The sequence below is a fragment of the Pedobacter sp. GSP4 genome (assembly GCF_051857575.1).
Classification (GTDB): domain Bacteria; phylum Bacteroidota; class Bacteroidia; order Sphingobacteriales; family Sphingobacteriaceae; genus Pedobacter.
The window spans coordinates 613,456-636,011 of sequence record NZ_JBPZIR010000003.1 but is presented as its reverse complement, the minus strand read 5'-3'; the positions used below and the strand labels follow the sequence as shown (position 1 = coordinate 636,011).

Annotated in this window: 21 protein-coding genes; 4 read left to right on the top strand and 17 right to left on the bottom strand. The window is 38.8% G+C overall.

Features of this window, described 5'->3' with window-relative positions:
• Window positions 1-16: 16 nt before the first annotated feature.
• Window positions 17-868, top strand: a complete 852-nt coding sequence (locus ACS5PU_RS09950; RefSeq protein ID WP_439459132.1) for an EamA family transporter — start codon at window positions 17-19, stop codon at window positions 866-868.
• Here the strand turns inward: ACS5PU_RS09950 and ACS5PU_RS09945 are convergent, their stop codons facing one another.
• Both ACS5PU_RS09945 and ACS5PU_RS09940 read right to left on the bottom strand, forming a co-directional pair.
• The gene (locus ACS5PU_RS09945) at window positions 869-1,153 is read right to left on the bottom strand and encodes a putative quinol monooxygenase (RefSeq protein ID WP_439459131.1); all 285 of its coding nucleotides are present in this window, start codon (window positions 1,151-1,153) and stop codon (window positions 869-871) included.
• Window positions 1,125-1,754, bottom strand: a complete 630-nt coding sequence (locus tag ACS5PU_RS09940) for an NAD(P)H-dependent oxidoreductase (RefSeq protein WP_439459130.1) — start codon at window positions 1,752-1,754, stop codon at window positions 1,125-1,127. Before ACS5PU_RS09940 ends, ACS5PU_RS09945 begins: the two co-directional genes overlap by 29 nt.
• Before the next feature lie 99 nt (window positions 1,755-1,853).
• Here ACS5PU_RS09940 and ACS5PU_RS09935 point away from each other — a divergent pair, with 99 nt between their 5' ends.
• Together ACS5PU_RS09935 and ACS5PU_RS09930 are read left to right on the top strand one after the other, a co-directional pair.
• A complete protein-coding gene (locus ACS5PU_RS09935) occupies window positions 1,854-2,756 on the top strand; it encodes a LysR family transcriptional regulator (RefSeq protein ID WP_439459129.1) in 903 nt (300 codons plus the stop codon).
• A gap of 96 nt (window positions 2,757-2,852) precedes the next feature.
• The gene (locus ACS5PU_RS09930; RefSeq protein WP_439459128.1) at window positions 2,853-5,348 is read left to right on the top strand and encodes a PAS domain S-box protein; all 2,496 of its coding nucleotides are present in this window, start codon (window positions 2,853-2,855) and stop codon (window positions 5,346-5,348) included.
• A gap of 224 nt (window positions 5,349-5,572) precedes the next feature.
• Here ACS5PU_RS09930 and ACS5PU_RS09925 read toward each other — a convergent pair whose 3' ends face one another.
• Entirely contained in the window at window positions 5,573-7,579 is a 2,007-nt protein-coding gene (locus ACS5PU_RS09925; protein ID WP_439459127.1) for a urocanate hydratase, read from the bottom strand.
• A 12-nt stretch (window positions 7,580-7,591) separates the two neighbouring features.
• Window positions 7,592-9,127 carry a histidine ammonia-lyase gene (gene hutH / locus ACS5PU_RS09920; protein ID WP_439459126.1) on the bottom strand — a complete coding sequence of 512 codons (1,536 nt, stop codon included), beginning with the start codon at window positions 9,125-9,127 and terminating at the stop codon, window positions 7,592-7,594.
• A 77-nt stretch (window positions 9,128-9,204) separates the two neighbouring features.
• Here hutH and ACS5PU_RS09915 point away from each other — a divergent pair, with 77 nt between their 5' ends.
• The gene (locus ACS5PU_RS09915; protein WP_439459125.1) at window positions 9,205-10,098 is read left to right on the top strand and encodes a LysR family transcriptional regulator; all 894 of its coding nucleotides are present in this window, start codon (window positions 9,205-9,207) and stop codon (window positions 10,096-10,098) included.
• Between the two features lie 221 nt (window positions 10,099-10,319).
• On the opposite strand, the gene ACS5PU_RS09910 is transcribed toward ACS5PU_RS09915, so the two are convergent.
• The 13 genes from ACS5PU_RS09910 to ACS5PU_RS09850 form a co-directional block, all read right to left on the bottom strand.
• The gene (locus ACS5PU_RS09910) at window positions 10,320-10,679 is read right to left on the bottom strand and encodes a hypothetical protein (protein WP_439459124.1); all 360 of its coding nucleotides are present in this window, start codon (window positions 10,677-10,679) and stop codon (window positions 10,320-10,322) included.
• Between the two features lie 2 nt (window positions 10,680-10,681).
• A complete protein-coding gene (locus ACS5PU_RS09905) occupies window positions 10,682-11,368 on the bottom strand; it encodes a hypothetical protein (RefSeq protein WP_439459123.1) in 687 nt (228 codons plus the stop codon).
• Window positions 11,369-11,487: 119 nt separating this feature from the next.
• Window positions 11,488-12,087 (bottom strand): hypothetical protein, encoded by a 600-nt coding sequence (locus tag ACS5PU_RS09900; protein WP_439459122.1) that lies wholly within the window; start codon window positions 12,085-12,087, stop codon window positions 11,488-11,490.
• Between the two features lie 4 nt (window positions 12,088-12,091).
• Window positions 12,092-14,890, bottom strand: coding sequence for an OmpA family protein (locus ACS5PU_RS09895; RefSeq protein ID WP_439459121.1), 2,799 nt, complete (start codon window positions 14,888-14,890; stop codon window positions 12,092-12,094).
• A 3-nt stretch (window positions 14,891-14,893) separates the two neighbouring features.
• Window positions 14,894-15,373 (bottom strand): DUF4280 domain-containing protein, encoded by a 480-nt coding sequence (locus ACS5PU_RS09890; protein WP_439459120.1) that lies wholly within the window; start codon window positions 15,371-15,373, stop codon window positions 14,894-14,896.
• A 4-nt stretch (window positions 15,374-15,377) separates the two neighbouring features.
• Window positions 15,378-16,328 carry a hypothetical protein gene (locus ACS5PU_RS09885; protein ID WP_439459119.1) on the bottom strand — a complete coding sequence of 317 codons (951 nt, stop codon included), beginning with the start codon at window positions 16,326-16,328 and terminating at the stop codon, window positions 15,378-15,380.
• 47 nt (window positions 16,329-16,375) lie between these two features.
• A complete protein-coding gene (locus ACS5PU_RS09880) occupies window positions 16,376-17,359 on the bottom strand; it encodes a hypothetical protein (RefSeq protein ID WP_439459118.1) in 984 nt (327 codons plus the stop codon).
• Window positions 17,314-18,288: a hypothetical protein gene (locus ACS5PU_RS09875; RefSeq protein ID WP_439459117.1), complete on the bottom strand. Its 975-nt coding sequence runs from the start codon at window positions 18,286-18,288 to the stop codon at window positions 17,314-17,316. Before ACS5PU_RS09875 ends, ACS5PU_RS09880 begins: the two co-directional genes overlap by 46 nt.
• 2 nt (window positions 18,289-18,290) lie before the next feature.
• On the bottom strand, window positions 18,291-18,467 hold the full coding sequence (locus ACS5PU_RS09870; RefSeq protein ID WP_439459116.1) for a hypothetical protein: 177 nt from the start codon (window positions 18,465-18,467) through the stop codon (window positions 18,291-18,293).
• Window positions 18,468-18,469: 2 nt separating this feature from the next.
• Complete coding sequence (locus tag ACS5PU_RS09865; RefSeq protein ID WP_439459115.1) at window positions 18,470-20,332, bottom strand: type VI secretion system Vgr family protein; 1,863 nt, start codon at window positions 20,330-20,332, stop codon at window positions 18,470-18,472.
• 333 nt (window positions 20,333-20,665) lie between these two features.
• Window positions 20,666-21,061, bottom strand: a complete 396-nt coding sequence (gene tssD / locus ACS5PU_RS09860) for a type VI secretion system tube protein TssD (RefSeq protein ID WP_439459114.1) — start codon at window positions 21,059-21,061, stop codon at window positions 20,666-20,668.
• A 115-nt stretch (window positions 21,062-21,176) separates the two neighbouring features.
• Window positions 21,177-21,572, bottom strand: a complete 396-nt coding sequence (gene tssD / locus ACS5PU_RS09855) for a type VI secretion system tube protein TssD (protein WP_025141859.1) — start codon at window positions 21,570-21,572, stop codon at window positions 21,177-21,179.
• A gap of 344 nt (window positions 21,573-21,916) precedes the next feature.
• Complete coding sequence (locus tag ACS5PU_RS09850) at window positions 21,917-22,489, bottom strand: NAD(P)H-dependent oxidoreductase (protein WP_439459113.1); 573 nt, start codon at window positions 22,487-22,489, stop codon at window positions 21,917-21,919.
• Window positions 22,490-22,556 lie beyond the last annotated feature (67 nt).

Below are 22,556 nucleotides of genomic sequence, written 5' to 3'. Positions count from 1 at the left end.
CATTTACGAGCCCCAGATGAAAAGCAAAATCAATATTCCACCTATACCCGCTGTTTTACTATCCATTATCAGTGTGCAGTGCGGGGCGGCAATTGCGAAAGGGCTTTTCCCGCAAATCGGGGCCGCAGCTACCGCATCATTGCGGATCGGATTATCTGCCGTAATCCTCTTTATCGCCTTCAGGCCAAACCTGTTTAAATTAAATGCCAAACAGTGGAAATATGTTACCCTGTATGGCATATGCCTGGGTGCCATGAATATGGTATTTTATATGGCCATTGCCCGTATACCCATCGGTTTGGGGGTAACTTTAGAATTTGTTGGCCCTTTGGGACTCGCCATTTTCGGATCAAAAAAACCGGTGGATTTTCTTTGGGTAATATTGGCCGCAACAGGCATTGCCCTAATTGCACCATGGACCAGCAGTGGACTTAACATCGCAGGCGTATTGCTGGCGCTTTTGGCCGGTGTATTTTGGGCGGCCTATATTATACTCGGCGGCCGGATTTCAAAAATTATGAAAGGTGGCGATGCTGTTGCCGTTGGCATGTTGTTTGCCACCGTGGTAATTCTGCCATTTGGTATTTTTGGTGGTGGTTTAAGTGCTTTAAGCTCCAAATTACTAGGTTTAGGAACAGCTCTTGCGCTACTTTCAAGCGCCATTCCCTTTACCTTAGAAATGAAGGCCCTAAAACAGATTCCTGCGCGGACCTTTAGTATTTTAATGAGCCTTGAACCGGCCATGGCCTCATTGGCTGCCCTGGTATTTTTACAAGAATACTTATCGTTAAAAGAATGTTTTGCAGTAGCTTTTGTCGTAATTGCCTCGGCGGGGTCTTCATTAACGGCCAAGCGCGCCAAGCTGTAATTAAGCCAATTTTTCTGTTTTATAAATCACAATGTCATCGGTTAATGTGGCCGATTGCTCAATAAATGCCAAAATATAAGGCTGCTTATTGTGCTGATCCAAACTTGGCTGATCTTTCCATTCTTCCTGAAAAATGAAAACTCCACCATCAACTGTTTCGTGCAGGTCGTATTGTATGCAGGCTTCTTCCCTACGCGAATTTGTTACCATATCCAACAGAACAGTTCTTAACTTTTCGTTGGTATCTTTTTTAGATTTAACTATCGCTGTTAGATAAATGCTCATAAACTTCGTTATTGATAAAATTTTGGGTTAAATGTTCCTGGTATTGTTTTAGTGCGCCAATAATATCGGCATTTTTCTCTACATCATGGAAATGAACACCATCTATCCGCTCCATTCCGGTAAAGGCATTCATCCTATGGAAACCGAAAAGCACACCATCATCTACACTTTTTTCCATAAAAAATTCACCGGGGATGGTAAAGGCCTCTTTTGGCGCATTCCACGATGAAGTTACCATATACTTTCTGCCATGCAGCATTCCGCCTGTTCCGTAATTTCGGGTAGGGTTATCCGCTTTACGCCCGTCGCTAACATAAATTCCTTTTTTGTGCCCTTCGGTAAATACAACATCGATATATTTTTTTAATCCGTGCGGCACTTGGAACCACCATACCGGTGTATGATAAATTACCACATCGGCCCAAACATATTTTTCTACTTCTTCTTTCGGATCGTAATCATCGTTAATGTTGGTCGTTCTTAGCTCAAAATCATTTAATGAAGAAAAGAAACTGGCTGTTGCATCGGCTATTGTTTCGTTAAATTTTCCACCGGAGTGACCAAACTTTTGTCCTCCGTTGATGATGAATATTTTTGTCATTTCGTTTTTCTAATTTGATAACACAAAATTACCAGCTTAAAATCTATTATTAAAACAAGTTAATTCATAGCTTTGTATCAGAATTATAATACTTTGTTTATGGTTAATTTAGAATGGTACCGGAGTTTTAAGGCGATATACAAAACAGGAACTTTAACCGGTGCGGCCGAAAGCCTTTTTATTTCGCAGCCAGGGGTAAGTTTGCACCTCAGCTCGCTCGAAAGCTATGTAGGCTATAAGTTATTTGAACGCACGGGCAGAAAAATGATTCCAACCGAAAAAGGGAAAGTGCTGTATAATTTTGTTGTGGAACCATTAACCAAGCTCGAAGATGCAGAAAAGCACTTTCAGAAAAGCACCGAGAAACATACACCAACCATTAGCGTAGGCATGTGTTTCGAAACTTTTCAGATTACGCTGGAGCAATACATTTCGACACTTCCTTTTAATGTGATTATCCGTTTTGGAGACTATCCAGAGATGTTGGATCAATTGGATAAAGGCATTTTAGATTTAATTATAACCCCTCAGAAAGGCAGTTCACCCAATATAGAGCATGAAGCCTTTTCATCTGAAACCATTGTTTTGGTAGGAGGAATAGAAATTGATGGGCAAACCTTTGCTTCTTTGTCCAAAAAGAATGATCTGAAGGCCATGGAAGCTTGGCTAAAACAGCAGAAATGGTATGGTACCGCAGGCGATATGGAGCATCTTTTACGTTTTTGGCAGCTAAATTTTGGTAAGCATGCCGATTTTAGGCCAAATTACATCGTTCCGAACCTAAATTCAATTGTGCGCTGCCTATCGGGCGGCAATGGTCTGGCCATAATACCCGATTTTTTATGCAAAAAGGAGGTGGAGGAAGATAAAATCAAGGTAATCTGGGAGGGCAGATCGCCCTTAAAAAACACACTTTACTTTGGTTGTAGGAAAAACACGCAATACCCATCAGAAATCCACCTAATTAAAAAACTTTTCAAGGAGGTTATGGTTAGTATATAGTTTGAGTCAAAATAATAGCCTTGTTTAGCTTCAAACTAAATTATTTTGAATTTTAGATAAAATATTTATTTTAGATCGTATCCTTAAATTTTCATAATGAGCCAATCCAGTCATCTTTTAAGCAATGATCAATTAATAGAGGTTTTTAACCTAACGCACACAGCCACCGCTGTTCATGTTGGAGAAACGGCTATTATTCAGGCGGCGAATGATGCCATGCTCAAGATTTGGGGGAAAGACAGAAGCGTAATCGGAAAATCGTTAGAAGAGGCTTTACCCGAACTCAAGGGGCAGCCTTTTATCGATATGTTCAGAAAAGTGTGGCTAGAAGGACTGGTTATTTCGGGAAAAGATACTGCTGCCGACCTCGAAATTGACGGAAAGCTGCAAACTTTCTACTTCGATTTTGAATACCGCGCCATTAAAAATGATGAAGGGAAAACGATCTGTATCTTACATACGGCAATTGATGTTAGCGAAAGGGTGCTCAGAAAAGAAGCGATTGAAAGAGCGCAGGAAAAGGAAGAAGCACTGCAGCGGGAACAGGCGCTAAATGAAGAGCTTGCGGCTACGGTAGAAGAACTGGCCGCCACCAACGAAGAACTTGTGGCTACAAATGAAGAGTTGCAGGAAACGCAGGAAACCCTACACGTTTTAAACAATGAATTAGAATTAAGGGTTATAGAGCGCTTTAACCAGCTTTCGGAAAGCGAAAAACGCTTTAAAACAATGGCCGAAGGAACCGATATTTTTATAGGTGTTGGCGATGAAAGCGGAAATGCTGTTTATTTTAACAAATCGTGGACAGATCTAACCGGTAAATCGACCGAAGATCTGCTTAACTATGGCTGGGCCGATCTCATCCACCCTGAAGACCGAGATAAATACCTCAGCATTTACCTAAAAGCTTTTGAAAGTAAAAAAGCGTTTAAGGGTGAGTTAAGGATTTTCGACAAAAATGGCGGTTACCGATGGTTATTGGCCAGTGCAACACCACGGTTCCATACCAATGGATCTTTTGCGGGCTATATCAGTTCGTGCGTAGACATTACCGAAAGAAAGTTAATAGAACTGGAAAGGCTTAACTTAAGCAAGCTTATTGAGGCCAGCTCTGAATTTATCGGCTTGGCAGAGTTAGACCTATCAATCCAATATTTAAACCCGGCTGCGCTAACAAAACTCGGCTGGACCAGCACAACTAACAGAACTATTTTAGATTGTGTTTTCCCTGAAGACCGGCCGATTGCGGAACGCCTTTTACTGGGAATTTTGAAGAACAGGAATTTTAGGGAAGAAATCCGTTTTTGGAACGAAAAAACAGGAAAACCTTTCTGGATCGAGTGGAACGGGTTTACCATCAAAAACCAGGATACTAACGAAGTTATTGCCATAGCTACGGTAAGTCCTGACATCACTGAACGAAAAATTTATCAGGAAGAACTTCAGGGCATTAACATGGAGATGGCCGCAGCAAATGAGGAGCTGGCCACCACAAACGAGGAACTGGCTCAAACGCATGAAGACCTGGTTCAATATACCAACAAACTGGCCGATAGTGAGGAAAAACTGCGACAGGCTATAGAAACGGGTAAAATGGGTACTTGGAGCATTAATCCGAATACCCTTGAAATAACCATGTCCAATTTTGTGAAAGAATTACTGGGCTTGCCTTTGGATAAACCTGCAGAAATGGAGGCTATTATGCAGTCCATTAATCCTGATTATCATGATATGGTGAACAATGCGCTGAAAAGTGCCTTAGCCGACCACTCGTCTAGCGATACAGAATATCCTGTAAATAATCTCATTACCGGAGAAGAAAAATGGGTTAAGGCCACAGGAAGGGTTTTTGTAGATCAGCACGGAAATGCCACCGAATATTCGGGGCTTTTTATTGATATTACTGAAAGAAAACTAGATGAGCTGAGAAAAAATGATTTCATCGGCATGGTAAGTCATGAACTAAAGACGCCATTAACCGCCATCAACGGATTTGTTCAAGTTTTACAGCGTAAGGCCAAAAAAGATGAGGACAGCTATACAATAGTTGCCCTGGATAAAACCCACAGTCAGATTAGGAAAATGACCACGATGATTAATGGCTTTTTAAATGTTTCGAGACTGGAATCGGGCAAGTTGCTTATCCAAAAAACAGATTTCAATTTAGATACCTTATTGAAAGAAACCATTGAAGAAACCTATATTTCTCAATCTTCGCATCAGATTATATTAAATCCAACCTGCGGGGTAACCATTAATGCCGATCGGGATAAAATCGGGAATGTGATTTCCAACCTCATCAGCAATAGCTTAAAGTACTCGGATAATGGCACCAACATCGAAGTTAGCTGTACATTACACGAAACAATGGTTGAAGTTCAGATCAGAGATGAAGGCATAGGCATTAAGCCCGAAGATATTGATAAACTTTTTGAGCGTTACTACCGTGTGCAGGGCAACCACACCATTTCGGGTTTTGGGATCGGCCTTTACCTAAGTGCCGAAATTATTGAAAGGCACAATGGCAAAATATGGGTGGAAAGCGAAGAAGGTAAAGGCTCTGTTTTCCATTTTACACTGCCGCTGAAATAAATTTCTTTTTTGCCGCAGACATTCGATAGCTATCGGATGGGGGCCTAAGATTGCTAATGGAAGATAATCTTAAAGCGTATTGCATTTACATTCCCGCATACCCAAGAATGACGCCCATTTTAAAATTTGTCATTCTGAGTAAACGAAGAATCTTTTTCTCTTAAACAGAATTTCTAGCGAAAAATCATAGTTGTCATTCTGAACGTGGTGAAGAATCTTTTAACCTAACCTATCCCCAACCCATCCAGCACGGCATCATCAACCAAATTAGGAAGCGTAATTTTTAAGGTTTTAGTCCGCTCCATTTCACGTTCAATGGCAAAACGGGCTTCTTTGTTTCGGGCCCAGCTCCTCCTGGCAATGCCGTTGTTTACATCGAAAAAAAGCATGTTCTGTAATTTTTCTTCGGCCTGCTCCGTTCCATCCAGCACCATCCCAAAACCACCGTTTATCACTTCGCCCCAGCCTACACCACCACCATTGTGGATCGACACCCAGGTTGCGCCCCTAAAACTATCGCCAATTACATTATGTATCGCCATATCGGCTGTAAATCGGCTTCCATCATAAATATTGCTGGTTTCTCTAAATGGCGAATCGGTTCCACTCACATCGTGATGATCGCGCCCTAAAATTACGGGAGCAGATAAGCGGCCTGCTTTTATGGCCTGATTAAAACGCAGTGCGATTTTAGCGCGTCCTTCAGCATCTGCGTATAAAATGCGAGCTTTTGAGCCTACCACAAGCCTATTCGCTTTAGCCGCGGCAATCCAGTTGATATTATCCTGTAACTGTTGCTGTATTTCTGAAGGGGCTTCAACCTTAATTTCTTCCATCACTTCTTTGGCAATTTGATCGGTCAAATCCAGATCTTGCTCATTTCCCGAAGCACAAACCCATCTAAATGGCCCAAAACCGTAATCAAAACACATTGGACCTAAAATATCTTCTACATACGATGGATATTTAAAGGTTTCGCCATCAGCGTTCATTACATCTGCCCCAGCCCTACTGCATTCTAATAAAAATGCATTTCCATAATCAAAAAAGTAAGTGCCTTTTGCTGTATGCCTGTTAATGCTGTCCGCTTGCCTTTTTAGCGAATCCTGAACATAAGTTTTAAATTTATCGGCCAAACTGGCCATCATTTCATTTGCCTCTTCAAAGTTCAAACCCGTAGGGTAATAACCTCCTGAATATGGGTTGTGCAGCGAAGTTTGGTCAGAGCCAATGGCAACCACTACATTTTCTTTATCAAAACGTTCCCAAACATCTACTACATTGCCGATATAAGCCAGCGATACGGTTTCTTTTTTATTTTGTGCCAAGGCTACCCTTTGCACCAGTGCATCCAAATTATCGATCAATTCATCCACCCAACCTTGCTCATGTCTTTTTATGGCCGCCTTTGGATTTACCTCTGCACAAACCGTAATACAGCCCACAATGTTGCCGGCCTTGGTTTGCGCACCGCTCATTCCGCCCAAACCTGCCGTGAGAAAAATTTTTCCGGCAGTATCTTTTCCAAAAAAACCTTTTTTACGGAAAGCATTCATTAAGGTAATAGCGGTACCATGAACAATGCCCTGCGGCCCAATGTACATGTACGAGCCAGCGGTCATCTGCCCATATTGGGTTACCCCTAGCGCATTAAACTTTTCGAGATCAGAAGGCCCCGAATAATTGGGCACCATCATGCCATTGCTTACCACAACACGTGGTGCGGCAGTAGCCGAAGGGAACAATCCTTGTGGATGACCGCTGTAAATATTGAGTGTTTGCTTATCGGTCATTACAGCCAAGTACTGCATGGTGAGCAGGTATTGGGCCCAGTTTTGAAAAACACTGCCGTTCCCGCCGTAGGTAATCAGCTCTTCGGGGTGCTGTGCTATTGCCGGATCGAGGTTATTATGGATCATGAGCATAATGGCCGCAGCATGTATACTTTGACAAGGATATTCATTTATAGGCCTCGCATAAATAGCATAACTGGGCATAAAACGGTACATATAAATGTGTCCGTAATTTTCAAGCTCGTTCAAAAATTCCTGAGCAAGTGCTACATGCCATGCTTTAGGAAAGTAGCGCAGGGCATTTTTTATACTCAGTTTTTTTTCTGCAGTGTTTAAAACCGCCTTTCTTACCGGAGCATGGCTCAATTGTGTATTTCTTGTTTTTGCAGCCGGCAAGCCTGAAGGAATACCCGCTAATATCTCTGCCTTAAAATTCATGTCCATCAGTTTCTAGTGTATTAGTTTTTCAGCTGCAAGCGCAGCTTCAACAATTTTTCCCTGCTGTACCATCTGGATTGCATTTTCCATTCTGTCGTACATAATCTGATCCTCTTCAAAATGGTCAATTTCGGTACGTACAAAATGGTGTACCGATGCCAAAATCTTACCAGGTTTTAATGGATGATGGTAATCAATAGCCTGTGCAGCACAGAACAGTTCAATACCTAGAATTTTTTCTACGTTTTCTATCACCTGCAAAGCCTTACGGCCGCTTATCGAGCCCATACTTACATGATCTTCCTGGCCAAGCGAGGTTGGAATACTATCGGCACTGGCCGGAAAGCAAAGTCCTTTATTTTCACTCGCCAATGCTGCAGACGTATATTGTACAATCATAAAGCCCGAATTTAATCCGGTTTCTTTCATCAGCAGTTTTGGTACACCAGGTGTGTTTCCTTCCAACGAAAGGTAAATCCGCCTATCGCTGATATTTCCAATTTCTGAAGCCGCCAAACAGGCATAATCGAGTGGCAAGGCCAGTGGCTGTCCGTGGAAATTGCCACCACTGATCGTTAAATCATCACTAAATATTACCGGATTATCCGTTACCGAATTGAGTTCGATTTCTAAAGCTTCCTTTAAATGCAACCAGGCCGTACGGGAAGCACCATGCACCTGCGGAACGCACCTTAACGAATATGGGTCCTGTACTTTGGCACAATCGGCGTGCGATTTCATGATTTCAGATCCCTGCAAAAGTTTACGCACCTGCTCTGCAACTGCAATATTTGCCGGATATGGCCTTAGCTGATGTAGTTGTGCATGAAAAGGTTTTTCAGATCCTTTTAGGCCTTCGATCATCATGGCGGCAATAATATCGGCCGATGCCAATACATTCTCCAGTCGTTGCACAACTTTAACTGCATGCGCGGCAATAAACTGGGTACCGTTTATTAGGGCTAATCCTTCTTTTGGACCTAACTGCAAGGGAAGGACCTGATGTGCCGCTAAAAGCTGTTGAGTAGCAATAATTTCGCCTTTATAATGCACCTTACCCAAACCGATTAGGGGTAAAAACAGGTGCGATAAAGGGGCAAGATCGCCCGAAGCACCAACTGAGCCCTGTTTTGGGACCACTGGCGTAGCGCCGATCTCTAAAAACCAGATCATCCTATCGAGCGTTTCTAGCCTAATGCCCGAATAACCCTGCGCCAAAGCCTGCAGCTTTAACACCAGCATCAATCTAGAAATTTCGGCATCTATCGGCTCACCAACACCAACAGCATGGCTTTTCAGGATATTTTCCTGTAGTTTGCGCGTATCAACTGCCGAAATCATCTCTGTACACAAGGGACCAAAGCCGGTATTGATGCCGTAAACAGCTTTACCCGAAACGGCAATACGCGCTACTACCGCACTACTTTCCAGTATTTTATATCGTGTATCATCACTTAAAACTCCCTTAACTTGCCCATTGCTGATGGCTAAAGCCAAGTTGGCGGTTAAATGGTCTGTTCCGTAATTAAAAATCTGTTGCTCGCTCATGTTGGAAAAGGTTTTAAACAAAAATAAGCCCTATATTTGATACCTATAAATACCAATTACATCATTATGTAATAACCATGGGTTATCAAATAGAGCTTAGGCATTTAAAATATTTTCAGGTTTTGGCCGAGGAGCTGAAGTTTAGAAAAGCTGCAGACCGTCTTTTTATCTCCCAGCCTGGTCTTAGCAGGCAGATTAAACAGATGGAAGAAATTTTTAACGCACCTCTGTTCGATCGTACCAAGAAAAAAGTACAGCTTACTGAAGCTGGGCTATACCTTAAAGATGAGGTTGATTTTTTGTTTAGCCACATCGAGAACATTAAAAAACAGATAACCAATATTAATGAGGGCAAGCAAGGCGAACTCCGGATTGGTTTTTTAGGTTCGGCTGCACAGAAAATTGTACCAGAGGTTATTTTTAAACTGAACAAGGATTTCCCGGAGATCAGAACCAATCTGGATGAAATGCCCAATAAATTACAGATTGAATTAATGGAAAAAGATATGCTGGACATGGGCTTTGTAAGGATACAGCAGTTTAAACCTGGCATTTCCAAATACATGATCCACCAGGACACTTTTTCGTTGGTTTTGCCAAAAAGCCACCCGATGAAAAAAGCAAGCTTTGAAGAGGTAAAAAAACTGGGTGATGAGCCTTTTATCTTTTTCTCGAGCGATGACAGTCCATTTTACTACGACCTGATGATGAGCATTTGCGAGGATCATGGTTTTAAGCCCAAAACCTACCACAAATCGGTTAATGCCCTCACCATTTATAAACTGGTTGAAGAAGGATTGGGTATTGCGATTGTACCAACCGCCCTGCAATATGGTTACCAGGAAAACGTAAAGTTTGTAGAGCTTACGCACATTCCACAGCGGACAGAACTTTACATGATCTGGAAAGAATCTAACCGGAATCCGGCTTTAAAGAATGTAATTAAACTGCTCTTAAAGGATAAGGTTTAGCTGAAAATCTTGAATTGGATTTATCTACGTAGAGTTATTTAATTGCCGAACTCTTGTTGTTTTTATTATCAAAATGATGTGACCCGAATACATTTAAAGTATCATCTTTATCAATTACCTTGAATTTAGCAGATCCTTTTATTTATAATTCGTTTTCCAAATACCCATTACCTGTTTTTTCCATTATTCACGATCAAAAATTTTCAGTTGATTTTAATCTTTTATTTAATTCTTAGATAAGGTACGCTATTACCTTCGGCTGTTAAGATTAAGGTATCACCCTTAAAATGATAGCTCAAATCGAATTCTTCATTGCCTGTAGCTTTCCCTTTATAAAAAATTTTATCTTTAGTAATTCTATAGGTCATTTTTGAGGTCACCTGCTCTTTTCCATTAACTGAGGTTTGTAAGAAATTACCATCTGTGCTAAATTCTAAATACATTTTACCCAAATTGGCTTTTATTTTATAATCTATCAAATCACCTACCCACTTGCCAATCAATTTTTTTTCATGAATTGCAGTTTGAGAGGTACAACTTAAAAAAGCAAAAGCCAATAATATATTTAATGTTGTTTTCACACTTAGATCACTTCAAATTCTTCACTTCCTTCTGGGATGTAGAATGAAATATCTAACATTAATTCTTCCTGCGTTTCACTATTCTCCAAATATAACGCAGATTCTCCATTCACTTTCTTTAAAAAAGCTACTTTGTTATCTGCACATAGAAACATTAAAGAATCTTTTGGAATCGGTGAAATGTGAAATCCAGATTTAAAATCGGCAATAAGCTCGGCGAATCTCGCACTCGATTCTCCCTTTGATAGATACATAGAAACAGCCATATTTTCTTCTCTTTTTGATATCAATTTATTATAATCATCAAATCGGCCATCCCTAATGATTCTTGCCACTTGCTGATAAGCTAATTCAAGTTTTTCTCTGCAATGATTAATATGCTTAAGATCTTTTCCCTTTTGCCATGCTTCTAATTGATAAGGAACTTCAGCTTTAAAAGAATTTACGTATTTTAACAGGGGTATTTTATTCTCTCCTACTAATTCTGACTTGTAATCCCCAAACTGTTGATTAAAAACAAAGTCATTGGAGCAATTGAAAAGTTTTATATCGAATTTCACTTCTGATTTAGGATGTAACTCTAGATCTCCTGGATTTGGTAAAATGGTAAGAGATATTGACTGAGTACCGCTTTTTAATATCGCAAAATTGATAGGGATATTACTGGCAACCTGACCTTCAACGTTCATGTGTATAACCGGGTAATCATTTACTCTAATTTCAAACAAGCATGCCGATGCACTAAAATCGATCATGTAATATGGCTGTTTCATATATTGTTAGTTGACATTATATTAATTAAAATACGCTAGGGAGTAAATGTTTTAATTATAAGAGGAGCAACCTTTTTTTGTCCATCTGAAGTTGTTGCCAGATTGTCTATCGCATAAAAAATAGAAGAAGTATTTGGCTTATTATTCGTGTATTCATAATACTGAACAAGCACAAACGTTTTATCTTTGAAGATCCAACAGTAAGCTGCATTTCCAAGTACTTTTCCTTCACTGTTTTTTTGAGGAACTTTCGAAAGCACCTTCGGATCCTTATATTTCGCCTTTAAATAAATTAAAAGTTCATTACTGATAGATGTGTCTTCTATCTCTATTTTAATACCTATTGTAAGACGTTTTATGGTATTATTAATTAGCACCCCAACAGTGGACCTTTTTAGAGATGTTTCTTTGCTATTTACAAAAGAAATAGTTCCAAATTTATATTGTTTAATGTCTTTAGTATATGCTAAAGGAAGCGTACTAACAATTTCTCGAGCCTCTGTTTGAAACTTGGTATTATTTAGAATTTCTTTGTAATTTTTTGCAAAATTGATTTTTTCAAGATCGATTTTTTCTTGCGATCGACATGATAGGCACATTATAAAATACAGAAATATTACAACTATCTTTTTCATATGATTAATTTTTAATTAATGGAATATTGGCACTGATTCCAAAAAGTTCCTCCAAACTTTTGATTACATCAAATTTAGGGATCACTTCATTATATTTCCCTTCTGCAATGATTCCTTCATCTTCGCTACTGCCTTTCAGTTCTCCAGGTTTTTTATTTCCGTCTTTTGGGCTTTTCTTCTTTGCTGACATTCCTACTTTTCCCTTAATAACGTATTCAGCATTCAATCCATCAAATCCCAATTGCGGCCGATAATTCAGACCCATCTTATCATATTTCACCCCATGACCAAATGTGACAGAAGCATACCCTTTTCCGCTCATTTCAAAATATCCTTCAACTTTAACAATTACTAAATTAGCTTCCGCCTTAGCCCAAATACCTGCCTTTAACTCAACTTTAAGTGTATTTGTTACTTCTAATTTACTATCTTCGTCACTTTTATCGCTTGCCGTATTGAAAGAAAAACCAATATTAGTTTTGATTATACTCGAAATAACAAGATCAATATAAACATCAGCGGTTACTTTAGCACCAAAATCATCATTACCAAATTCTATGCCTGTATTTATTTTATCTTTGATAAATCCATAAAGTCTTACAGCTCCAGGAGCTGCGGTTCCTCCGCTAACTGCTCCAGCAACCAATCCTACTGCAGTACAAAGAAGATCTATAGTCATCTCTAAACCAATTAATGGTTCAGCATTGAAGGAAATATCTACTTTGGTTCCTATTTTATCTGTTTCTGTTATTTTTTCCAAATTCCATTCGCCTTTGAGATTTAAATTAGGGGGCTTAACAGCGAAAGTCATGGGTATTCCTTTAAAGCCTATATTTCTGACCTGCCCTTTCGTTTTATTTGTTATTCCATCTGACATCGCACCTACGGACGCAAAAAGATCAAAAAGCTTTTTAAATTTAGTTTCGTATTCTGCTTTCAGTTCTTTACTTCTTTGATAACTATTATTGTTACTTTTATCCCATTCACCTTTAAGGCTAAATCCAAAAGACGCATCCTTTTGTTTCCATCTTCTTTCAGCACCGACTTTACCTGCCTTACTCTGCAATTCTTTATGTTTTGCAGCAGGTTGATTTTGCCATTTAACACTTAAGTCATTGGTGAGGTTGATAAAAAATGTTAGCGTCCATTTAATATCAGGATAAACCTTAACTAAAAGAGTAGGATTATTTTCTACCGAAAAATATCTGCAGGAATGGATATGTACATAATAATCATTAGCAGAGCTATATGATCGTGTCTCTATTATATTGTACAAAGGCCATATATACTGCAAGGGCATAATATTAAACTTGCCTATGGATGATATTGCCGGTATTATAATTTTATTCTCTTCTTCTGCCTTTAAATCAATATTTATTACTGTAACAGTTTTATCATGTTTTTTTCTTTCAAAACAAGCCTTGGTATCAAATTTTAAAGGTTCAATAGTAATGTTTTTGGGTGTACTACCCAATATTGTTTGATAGTTAATGGTTTCTGCATTATGTCCGTAATATTCGAATGCAATATCTACCCGCCTATTACTCGTATATTCATATTCATTTTTGTATTTGATATTATCCCGACCCATTTTATCATCAGTGGGGTTAACTTCGCCATGTCCTACTGCTTTAATTCGGTTAGGATCTAACTTTCCTTTAATAAAAAACTCTCTAACTGTTTTTGCCCTATTTTCTGACAAGACATTATTATGGTTTTGTTTCCCGATTACGCAGGCAAAACCATCAAGCTGGATGGTACTATACCTGTGTTCGAGTAAAAACTGCAAAATGTTGTTAAGTTGTTTAAGGCTTTCGGGTAAAAGTTCAGTACTATCGAATTTAAAAACGATAGATATTAGCGTTTTTTCCCGCTTATCCCTGATATTCCTAACACCCTTCCCATTATCAAACACAAGAACAGGTTTAGCGCCAGCTTCGGTAACATTAATCTGTTCAAACTTACACAGTTCAAATCTTTTTGCATTTTTATCCGGCTCATAGATGGTAACAGGTGTTCTATTCTGTGGCTTCTCTACTACCTGAGAAACGACCTTATCTTTGATTCTTAAAAACCTCGCATGTGCAGTATCTCCCTTTTCATCCTGAACATACACACCCGTTGTTGGATGGACGACGCGGACATAAAATTCTTCCACATCCGATCTGTCTTTCATCGATTGATACCAGGCAAATGTATTCGGGATTTTCAGGTTAATTTCGCCATTAATTACATTAACGAAATAGATTTTCCGGGTAACCTCGTCTTCTTTTGGCAGTAATCCATATGCCGACCGCAATTTCCGGAACACCCTAACCTCAACATTGTTATAACCATTTAAGCCTTCGGTATTAAATTTAAGCCAAATCAGTTCTCCATAAGAAAACTGATAGGTTTTGCGTACGTCTTCTCCGCCCTCAGCGCGGCTCCACTTACTATCTACAATTCTGGCTGGCGCTTCTCCTCTGATTTTGATACCTGATTTCCCATCAAAATTTCCACTCCATGATGCTTCGATATAAAATAAATAGGGCCCGGATAATCTTCTTGGTATTTTCAAAGCATACCTAGCGTTACCAGGCAATGTTCTTTGAAAGTCTATAAATCCTTTGTTGTTAAAAACAGCCCATTTTATCTCTTTCTTCTTATCCTGCTCGGTAGTTCCTGGCAACCATTCGCCTACTTTAAACCATACAAACTGACTTGGTTCAACAACCAATAACTGGTTGGCTACAGAGCCTTTTTTTGAATTATATACCTTACCCTCTCCTGCCCAGACAATTTTTTTAATTCCCTTCGCCATATTTTATGATTTAACACTTACCTCCATGCCTTCAAAATCATTTGCGGATTGATCTAAAGATTCTGACAATGGATTCAACTGTGACTGTACATTTTTATTTGCGTTATCGAAGTTCTGTTTTGAGGCTTCTGCTTTTTGGCCGTGCTGAATGATTTCAATGCAATCTGTACCGCCAACAGGACAAGTTGCCTTGCTGTCTTCAAGCAAAATCTTACCTCCGTTAGAAAGTATGGTTTCTTCATAAAACCCCGACCACTTGGTTACAATTGCATTACATGGCCTGTTGTTCATCTTTGAGCATGAACCAAACATGTTTTTTTCAAAAGTTGCATTAATATCAACCGTAGTTGCTATAGGCTTTTTGCTTCCATCTTTATCGTTTGCATATTCTTTAGCATGAGTAAGTACCTTTAGTTTATCAGGTGCTGATCCAAACTTGCACATGCATTGCGCACCTTGAACAACAATGTGTTTTTCTGCCATATCTTTATTTATTAAATAACCGCTCCCAAAATCCTTTTCTTGATGAACCATCAAGAAGCACCATATCCGAAACAGGCAAACGATCAACATTGGTATCTAAAATAAAATCGTGATCAAAATCTTGATCCCCATCCGGAATTATTGAAATTTTGACATTTACACTTGTTTTAACTGCATCTTTATACATTATGGACGAAAAAAGCGAAACAATACGTTTACTCTTTGGATGTAAAAGATAATGTCCTTCGTAACTGCCCGCAACATTGTAAGTAAAATACTCATCCTCAACAGGTAGAATGGTACCTTCATGTAACAATTCGATTCCGCCGAAATCGTTGGTATCTGTACTTAATTTTTCAATGGTTTGATATCCCTCAATTCTAAAATCTCGAACGATCGGAAATTTATATATGTTTTCAACTGAATGTTGCTTTCCGTATTCCTTATAAATTGGGCGGAAAAAAGTATGAAGAAACCAGTCATGATTCAAAAATGCGATCTGTATTCTATCAAGACTAGAAAGCTGCTGTTCCATTTTCAGCAGGTAATCTTCTACGAGGTCGCCTTCAAAATTATCCAAGATTTTATTTTTTACGGAGGGCCATCGGCTCAATATTTCCCTATGGTTGTAAATAGATTCAAAACCTCCATTATGGTCTACAGAAATTACCAAAGGATAGAATACTTTTCCTGCAGCATAAGCCAAACGATCAGCTATAAAATCCGGTAAAGTTTCATTAATAAAAACATCACCTATCCGCTCAATCTGGAACAGTGCCTGACCTTCAACAACAGGTTTTAATCGGGTTAAACGCAATTGATATTTAACCTCATTATTTTCCTGTTCTCCTTCAAAATTAATCACTACACCATAGTTAACAGACTGTTCAGTTGGCCATTCCAAACGAAGCGCATTTAGGCCCGGATAGTAAATTTTTTTATTTGCAATGTCCACCTTAATGTATAATTAATTCCAACATTCTGTTTCTTTTCAATAACAGGCTATTTCACTTGCTTAACCAATTTTAATACTTCTGCCTGTGTCATGCGTATTGACTTCACTTTACCGAGGTTTTTTTTAGTGATGGTTATGGAAATCTCTGTTTCTAAATTCTTACCCGTTTCTTCAACATTATCATTCCACTTTAGCTGGATAGATTTTGTAGGGCTATAGATTGCTTTTCGCGATGTGATCTGACGATCTTCATTGTTGCGATAAGTTGTCATCTCAATCGCAGCTGGATTTAAATAGCTAATCTTTTTACTGAAATGTACTTCATCAGCCGAAGCTGCTTTAATCGACTCGATTTTGCCCGAACTGTTATATTGATATTTAAAATCCCAGGTATCTTTCACTTCGGATTGACTTCTTAGTGTCGTAATCTTTGAATGCTGAATATTTTTTCCCCACCTACCCTGATTTGAGGAAAGTAATAGTGGATAAACATCTATAATGGCATAATCCTCAAGATAATCATCCAGAAAATCGAACAAACTTAGAATGGAATGTTTAACCTTTACCTGTTGCTTCAGTGAAGCATAAAAATTAGGATAAAGTACATAATGATCGGTTTGATTAATCAGCAAGCTATGATCTGAATCCTGAAATATGATCTGTAATCCTTCATTAACATCTGAATTACTTAATACTGATTTTACATGAAGGTTAAGCCCCTTATTTGTTTCGGTTAGGCTATATGCGGTAGCTTCAGACATAACTCCATCAGCCACTTTATACACAAATAAACTGTCGCCCAAAGTGCTATGTATATACAAAATTTTACTGGTATCGCGTTCCTTCTCTTGCGTGGATTTAGATGCTACGTACCGGGTTAACAAAATACCGTTGTAAATATTTGAAGCCTTTTTTTCCTGTTGTGCTACCGTGCAGCCCATAAAAAGAAAGTTCAGAATCAATATATTGATTATTTTAATCATGCTTACTTTGTTGTTGATGCCGTTAAACGGGTTGGTGTTATTTTCCAAAAAATACTTTTTCCTGCTGTGATGGTGGCCGAAATGCCATTTGTGGTTTTTACACCTGTTTCATAATAAAAGTTTCCACTGGTCCAGTACTGCTGATCTCCAAAATCCGCAGATGGAACTGCATATTTAATTCTATCAGGCACATCAACTTGTTCAAACAAGGGTTTTCCATCTGCTCCTTTCAATTGTTTGCCATCTGGCCCCTTTACGGGTTTTTTAACTTTCTTCGTAAGGTGCTCATGTGTACCTTTATCTGTCTTATCATCGTGATTGCCCTTATCTTTATATCTGGCAGATGTACCGTTTGCAGCCACAAACTCATCATATATATTTTTTGGAATCTCCACGAATTTATATTCGTCAAATTTGTTCTGCCCTAACTTATTGTATGGATTTGTTTCAGAATTTCCCCAGGCAAGAAAGTCAGTTCCATCCCAGAATTCGGCTCCGTCTGTAATGTCTTTCACTCCAAAGCAAACATCAAGCACAGCATATCTCGCCAGTTTGGATTTTTCATCATTTTTATCGGGAAGTTCTTTTTTACCAGGCACTGAAGAGTATCCGGAAGCTAAAAGTCCACGCCAGGTTTTCTTTGTTGAAACAGACCGGTTGTGGCTCGTAAATGCCACGCACCTTAGCTCTTTAATGTCTGCATTACCAGATTCGTGACTAATGATATAAGCAATGTATCTGAAATCCGCATGAATCAACGCCTTACCATCATATTTCACTAACTGCGATTCATCATTTACAGTTTCCCAGTTTTTTGCTGCAACTGCCTGATCGTATTTCTCTTTTGTAGTGATAAAAATTTTTGCACTGCCTGCTATTCCACCAAGATATTCGCCTTCCCTTGTATAATAAACATACTGTACATCATCTTTAGGTTCTTTTGAAGGGGCATAACTGCCAAACTGAACATTTGCCATAACTAACTCGATTTACCACCTTGACCAACCACTTTTTTATTGCTAACAAGAAAAAGATTCTTAAGTCTTGCTTCAACATTAATATGATCGGCTATTTTTTGAATATTATTTCCAACAATGAGCTTATAATCCGTTCTTACATAGATGCTCATATTGGTACATTGTTTTTTAATGGCCATAATTAAAACAATTTTGATTTCTCGGCACTGTTTACTTCAACGGTTTTACCACTTTGCAAAGTCATATTTTCTTTCTGACTAAATAAGGTAATCTCACTGGCCAGTTCATTTGAGGTTGTAGCCTGTCTCATGAAGTCTTTAGCTACAGATTCTGTACGGTTATCAGAGTTTTCCTGAATATCACCTGTAGCACTTAGCGAATAATTGTTTCCCGCAATCATCGAAATGTCCTTATTAACAGAAGTACTTTGATTATCTCCTACGCTTATACTTTGATCTTTACCAACCTGCACATCCATATTCTCCTGCACATTAATTTGCATGTTTTTGCAGTTTAAGCTCATATTTTCTAGTGCAGTAATGGTAATATTATTGCCTTTAGTATCAATATGGATGATATTATTATGTATATCGGTAATTTTTATACCCTGGCTGTTTGCATCATCATCAAATTCTACCAAATGGCCACTTCTGGTAATGATACTCTTGAGGTGGTTTTTTATTAGCGGACTACTGTCTACGCTGGCACTGTGGTACACGCTTCCCATCACCACAGGCCGTGCAATGTTTCCTTCTTCAAAGGCAATCATTACCTGATCATCGATTTCAGGGATAGCAAAATAGCCGCGGTTGTTTCCTCTATCTCCAATGCCGGCACTTGGTGTAACCACGCGTAACCATTCGGTAACATCATTGGTTAAACATTCCCATTTAAATTTTACTTTGATACGGCCCTGCCCCTGCGGGTCGTTATTATCGATCACATCTGCCAACTGCATATCAGGCTGTGGCTTTTGGAAATTTTTTACCAAAATACGTTCGGTAGTGGCTATTTTTCCTTCAAAGGTATTGTGGTATTTACCATTCTCATCGATATAATGCTTGATGCTGGTAATTAAAAATTTGCCTAAACTTTCTGAAGTAAAAGCCAGCTCCTTGCGTAGGCTCATGGTAATTTCGGCAATACTGCCTATCCCTAATCCGGCATTATCGCCCCGGGCCGTTACCTTTAAAAGCTCACTGGTATTTGCTTTTTCTTCATTTTCGACCAGGTTTTTAATATCGTCGCCGTTATCTACACGGATTAGCGAAGGTTGATTAAAGGTTTTGCTAAAAGTAAGGTTCGATGCGTTAACTGCATGCGATAAATCAGGCGTGCCCTCTACCTTACCTGTGCTCTCGCTCAACAGCATTTCATCCTGCTTCGGATTATAGGAAAAGCGCTTGTTCTTTATTGGGGCAATTTCCATGGCATATTGCATTTCCTGCACATCTCTGCCATAAAATAGGGAAATATCTTTTTGTGTATCGGGTTTACCGAAATTTAGCTGCTTTCCATCGTAAAAAAACCACTCGTGGTATTCGGCCGAAAGCCTGTTTAAAAAAGCAAAATCGCTTTCCCTGTACTGTATAATGTAATCGATTGGCGTTGTTCTTGACGCATTGGCCACTACCTTTAAATCATTTGCAGGTGTATCTTTGGTGGCCAGTTTTACAATTTCATTGAGGTCTTTATCTAAATAGGAACCCAAATCAGGTCCACGGTCTATTAAAATAGTTGGGCTATAACCACTTACAATTAACACACCGTGATAACCGTGGCTTTGAGAGAGTTCAACTTTCGAAACCAGTCCTACAAAATTCTGCATACCTGCTGCCGAATGGCCAAAAGAAGCAGTTAAAGTTTTACCTACAAAATCGCGGCTATCGTCCAGGCTGATCAATCCTGGTGCGCCCATTTGATCGTGGTTAAACCGCAGTTCGAAATAATGGTGTTCGTTAAATGCTTGCTGTAGGCTAAAAGATGCAAAATGCGTAATTTCTTTTCCCTCTATATCGATTTCTGCAATGAGTTTCTTTTCCATAGTAATTTAATCTTGGTCACAACAATTCATCTTTAGCCAAAAACAGGAATACTTATGTGGTATTGGAAATGGATTTATTTCTCTAACCTACTTTTGCCGATGTAAATGGAGTGTTGGATGCCGAACCAAATATTTTTATCTGAACAGTAATTGTTTTTTACAGCAATAGTTTTGAGATGGTTAGACATAGTGAGCATTAATTTATGATATAGCTAGGTTGAAACATTAATAACTGCTAAGCGGATTAATTTAGTTATTACATAAATTGATGATGCCAACAATGATTTAAGGTGCCCTGCAACCAGAGCACCTTAAATTGGTTATAGTCCCTAATTATGCCTTAGGCCAATCGTTTTCGTGTTCGGCATTGCCCAGCTTAAGCTTACGTGCCGATACCACAAAACTTAAAGTCATTGGGGTATTATCGTTTACCGCAATACCTTCATTGTACTGGATAATATAACCGTCTTCGAAAGAGAGTTCTTTCATTTTTGCATCTTCTTCGCCTTTTTTGAAAACGATGGTTCCTGAAAGTGGTTTATATTGGTTGTTAACCATTGATTCGATTACCGACGTATCTTCGGTTGATTCGATTTCGATATTGATGGTACCGCCGTAAACACCTGATGATGGACGGCCTTTTGCATCTACATCTCTATTTAATGAAAAGCTGCACTGAAGTACATCAAATTCTTTTGATCCTAAATTTAAACGGGTTTTGAATGCCATTGTAGTAAGTTTTAATGTTTTTAAAAATGAAATAAGTTTGCAGAGCGCTAAGCGTAGAGCGAAGTGTTTGGCATTTTAAACCTTACACCTTCAATCTTCCTAGCCTCAATCTTTCTTAAGCTTTTGGCCAATCGTTAAGGTGCTCGGCGTTGCCCAATTTAAGCTTGCGCGCAGAAATCTGGAATTTCAGCGTCATCGGATGGTCGCCTACAATGTTGATCCCTTCAGAATATTTAACAATGTAGCCATCTTCGAAGTTAACTTCTTTCATTTTGGCATCTTCTTCTGTTTTTTTGATCAGAAGTGTTCCCGTAATAGGTTTGTACTGGTTGTTTACCATCGCCTCGATTATTGAGGTGTCTTCGGTAGATTCGATCTCAATGTCGATGGTACCGCCGTAAACTCCGGAAGAGGGTCTTCCCTTAGCATCTACATCACGGTTTAACGCATAGGCACAATGAAGCACATCGTACTCCTTGCCTGAAAAATTTAATCTAGCTTTGAAAGCCATAGTTTTAAAATTTAAAGGTTAAAAAATTTGATTTTATGTAGCCTCCGCTACACAAACCACAAACCAAATATCAGGCCAATTACGTTCTATATCACTCATACAGAATGACTAAACAGATTTTAAAATTATGGGAAATTAACCAAAACACACCTAAGGCCTTAGTAAACGGATAATTTATTGTGGATAAGATGTGGAAAAGTTATCAGATATTCTGAGTGATACACATACAAAGCAAGATAAATATAACATACAAGAGTGTAGTTATTTTCCCCAAAGTGTAGTGTTTTAGGACAATAAAGTACTGTAACTTAGCCTAGAAAGCCCGCAAATAACATGGTGTTGTACTAAATCAATTGAGATCCGAATTTTTCCATTTTGGCCAACCATTTCTGACTATAATGATTCTCCAGCGAGTGCAACTCGCCCATGGTATTGGTTAAAACAGGACTCATTCTGCATTTTTCGAAAACCACTTTTTTAATGGATAGGTAGGTAGTTTTTTTATTTGCTTTCCATTCCTTAAAAGTTGCTTCATCCAAAATAGATACAATACGCGCCGAGCGGCCGCTAAAGTTGTTGTTTACATTTTGCTGCTGGGTATTAAAAATCTGATCGGGCATAAAAAGCCGGTCGAAAAAGCCTTTAATCTTAGCGGGGATATGATCTACATACACCGGGCAAAAAAGCACAAGGTGGTTGCATTGGCGGATAGCGGTTAGGGCTTTTTGTAAATCGGGCTCCAATTCGGCTATTTGCCTGTTGTTAAAAAGCTTGTTCGAGTTGAATATAAGATCGATAATGGCCAGCTCGCGCACAGTTGCGCCCGCACTTTCTGCACCTTGTTTATAAGCGTTAATCAGGAAATTTGTAGATGCGTTTTTTTCAATATCCCCATTCAGGATAAGTACTTGCTTCATTTTTTTTGATTAATCTGATCTGGCCGATGCATTACAAAATTATAAAGAATTTGTTAAGTGTAATGCA

What these genes read in the sequence shown, in the direction of transcription:
- ACS5PU_RS09905 (WP_439459123.1), bottom strand. Translation starts at nt 11,368, where the DNA reads ATGAACGTTGAAGGTCAGGTTGCCAGTAATATCCCTATCAATTTTGCG.
- tssD (WP_025141859.1), bottom strand. Translation starts at nt 21,572, where the DNA reads ATGGCTTTCAAAGCTAGATTAAATTTTTCAGGCAAGGAGTACGATGTG.
- ACS5PU_RS09870 (WP_439459116.1), bottom strand. Translation starts at nt 18,467, where the DNA reads ATGGCCATTAAAAAACAATGTACCAATATGAGCATCTATGTAAGAACG.
- ACS5PU_RS09875 (WP_439459117.1), bottom strand. Translation starts at nt 18,288, where the DNA reads ATGGCAAATGTTCAGTTTGGCAGTTATGCCCCTTCAAAAGAACCTAAA.
- ACS5PU_RS09915 (WP_439459125.1), top strand. Translation starts at nt 9,205, where the DNA reads ATGGGTTATCAAATAGAGCTTAGGCATTTAAAATATTTTCAGGTTTTG.
- ACS5PU_RS09900 (WP_439459122.1), bottom strand. Translation starts at nt 12,087, where the DNA reads ATGAAAAAGATAGTTGTAATATTTCTGTATTTTATAATGTGCCTATCA.
- hutH (WP_439459126.1), bottom strand. Translation starts at nt 9,127, where the DNA reads ATGAGCGAGCAACAGATTTTTAATTACGGAACAGACCATTTAACCGCC.
- ACS5PU_RS09925 (WP_439459127.1), bottom strand. Translation starts at nt 7,579, where the DNA reads ATGAATTTTAAGGCAGAGATATTAGCGGGTATTCCTTCAGGCTTGCCG.
- ACS5PU_RS09865 (WP_439459115.1), bottom strand. Translation starts at nt 20,332, where the DNA reads ATGGAAAAGAAACTCATTGCAGAAATCGATATAGAGGGAAAAGAAATT.
- ACS5PU_RS09935 (WP_439459129.1), top strand. Translation starts at nt 1,854, where the DNA reads ATGGTTAATTTAGAATGGTACCGGAGTTTTAAGGCGATATACAAAACA.
- ACS5PU_RS09930 (WP_439459128.1), top strand. Translation starts at nt 2,853, where the DNA reads ATGAGCCAATCCAGTCATCTTTTAAGCAATGATCAATTAATAGAGGTT.
- tssD (WP_439459114.1), bottom strand. Translation starts at nt 21,061, where the DNA reads ATGGCATTCAAAACCCGTTTAAATTTAGGATCAAAAGAATTTGATGTA.
- ACS5PU_RS09890 (WP_439459120.1), bottom strand. Translation starts at nt 15,373, where the DNA reads ATGGCAGAAAAACACATTGTTGTTCAAGGTGCGCAATGCATGTGCAAG.
- ACS5PU_RS09940 (WP_439459130.1), bottom strand. Translation starts at nt 1,754, where the DNA reads ATGACAAAAATATTCATCATCAACGGAGGACAAAAGTTTGGTCACTCC.
- ACS5PU_RS09945 (WP_439459131.1), bottom strand. Translation starts at nt 1,153, where the DNA reads ATGAGCATTTATCTAACAGCGATAGTTAAATCTAAAAAAGATACCAAC.
- ACS5PU_RS09950 (WP_439459132.1), top strand. Translation starts at nt 17, where the DNA reads ATGAAAAGCAAAATCAATATTCCACCTATACCCGCTGTTTTACTATCC.
- ACS5PU_RS09895 (WP_439459121.1), bottom strand. Translation starts at nt 14,890, where the DNA reads ATGGCGAAGGGAATTAAAAAAATTGTCTGGGCAGGAGAGGGTAAGGTA.
- ACS5PU_RS09850 (WP_439459113.1), bottom strand. Translation starts at nt 22,489, where the DNA reads ATGAAGCAAGTACTTATCCTGAATGGGGATATTGAAAAAAACGCATCT.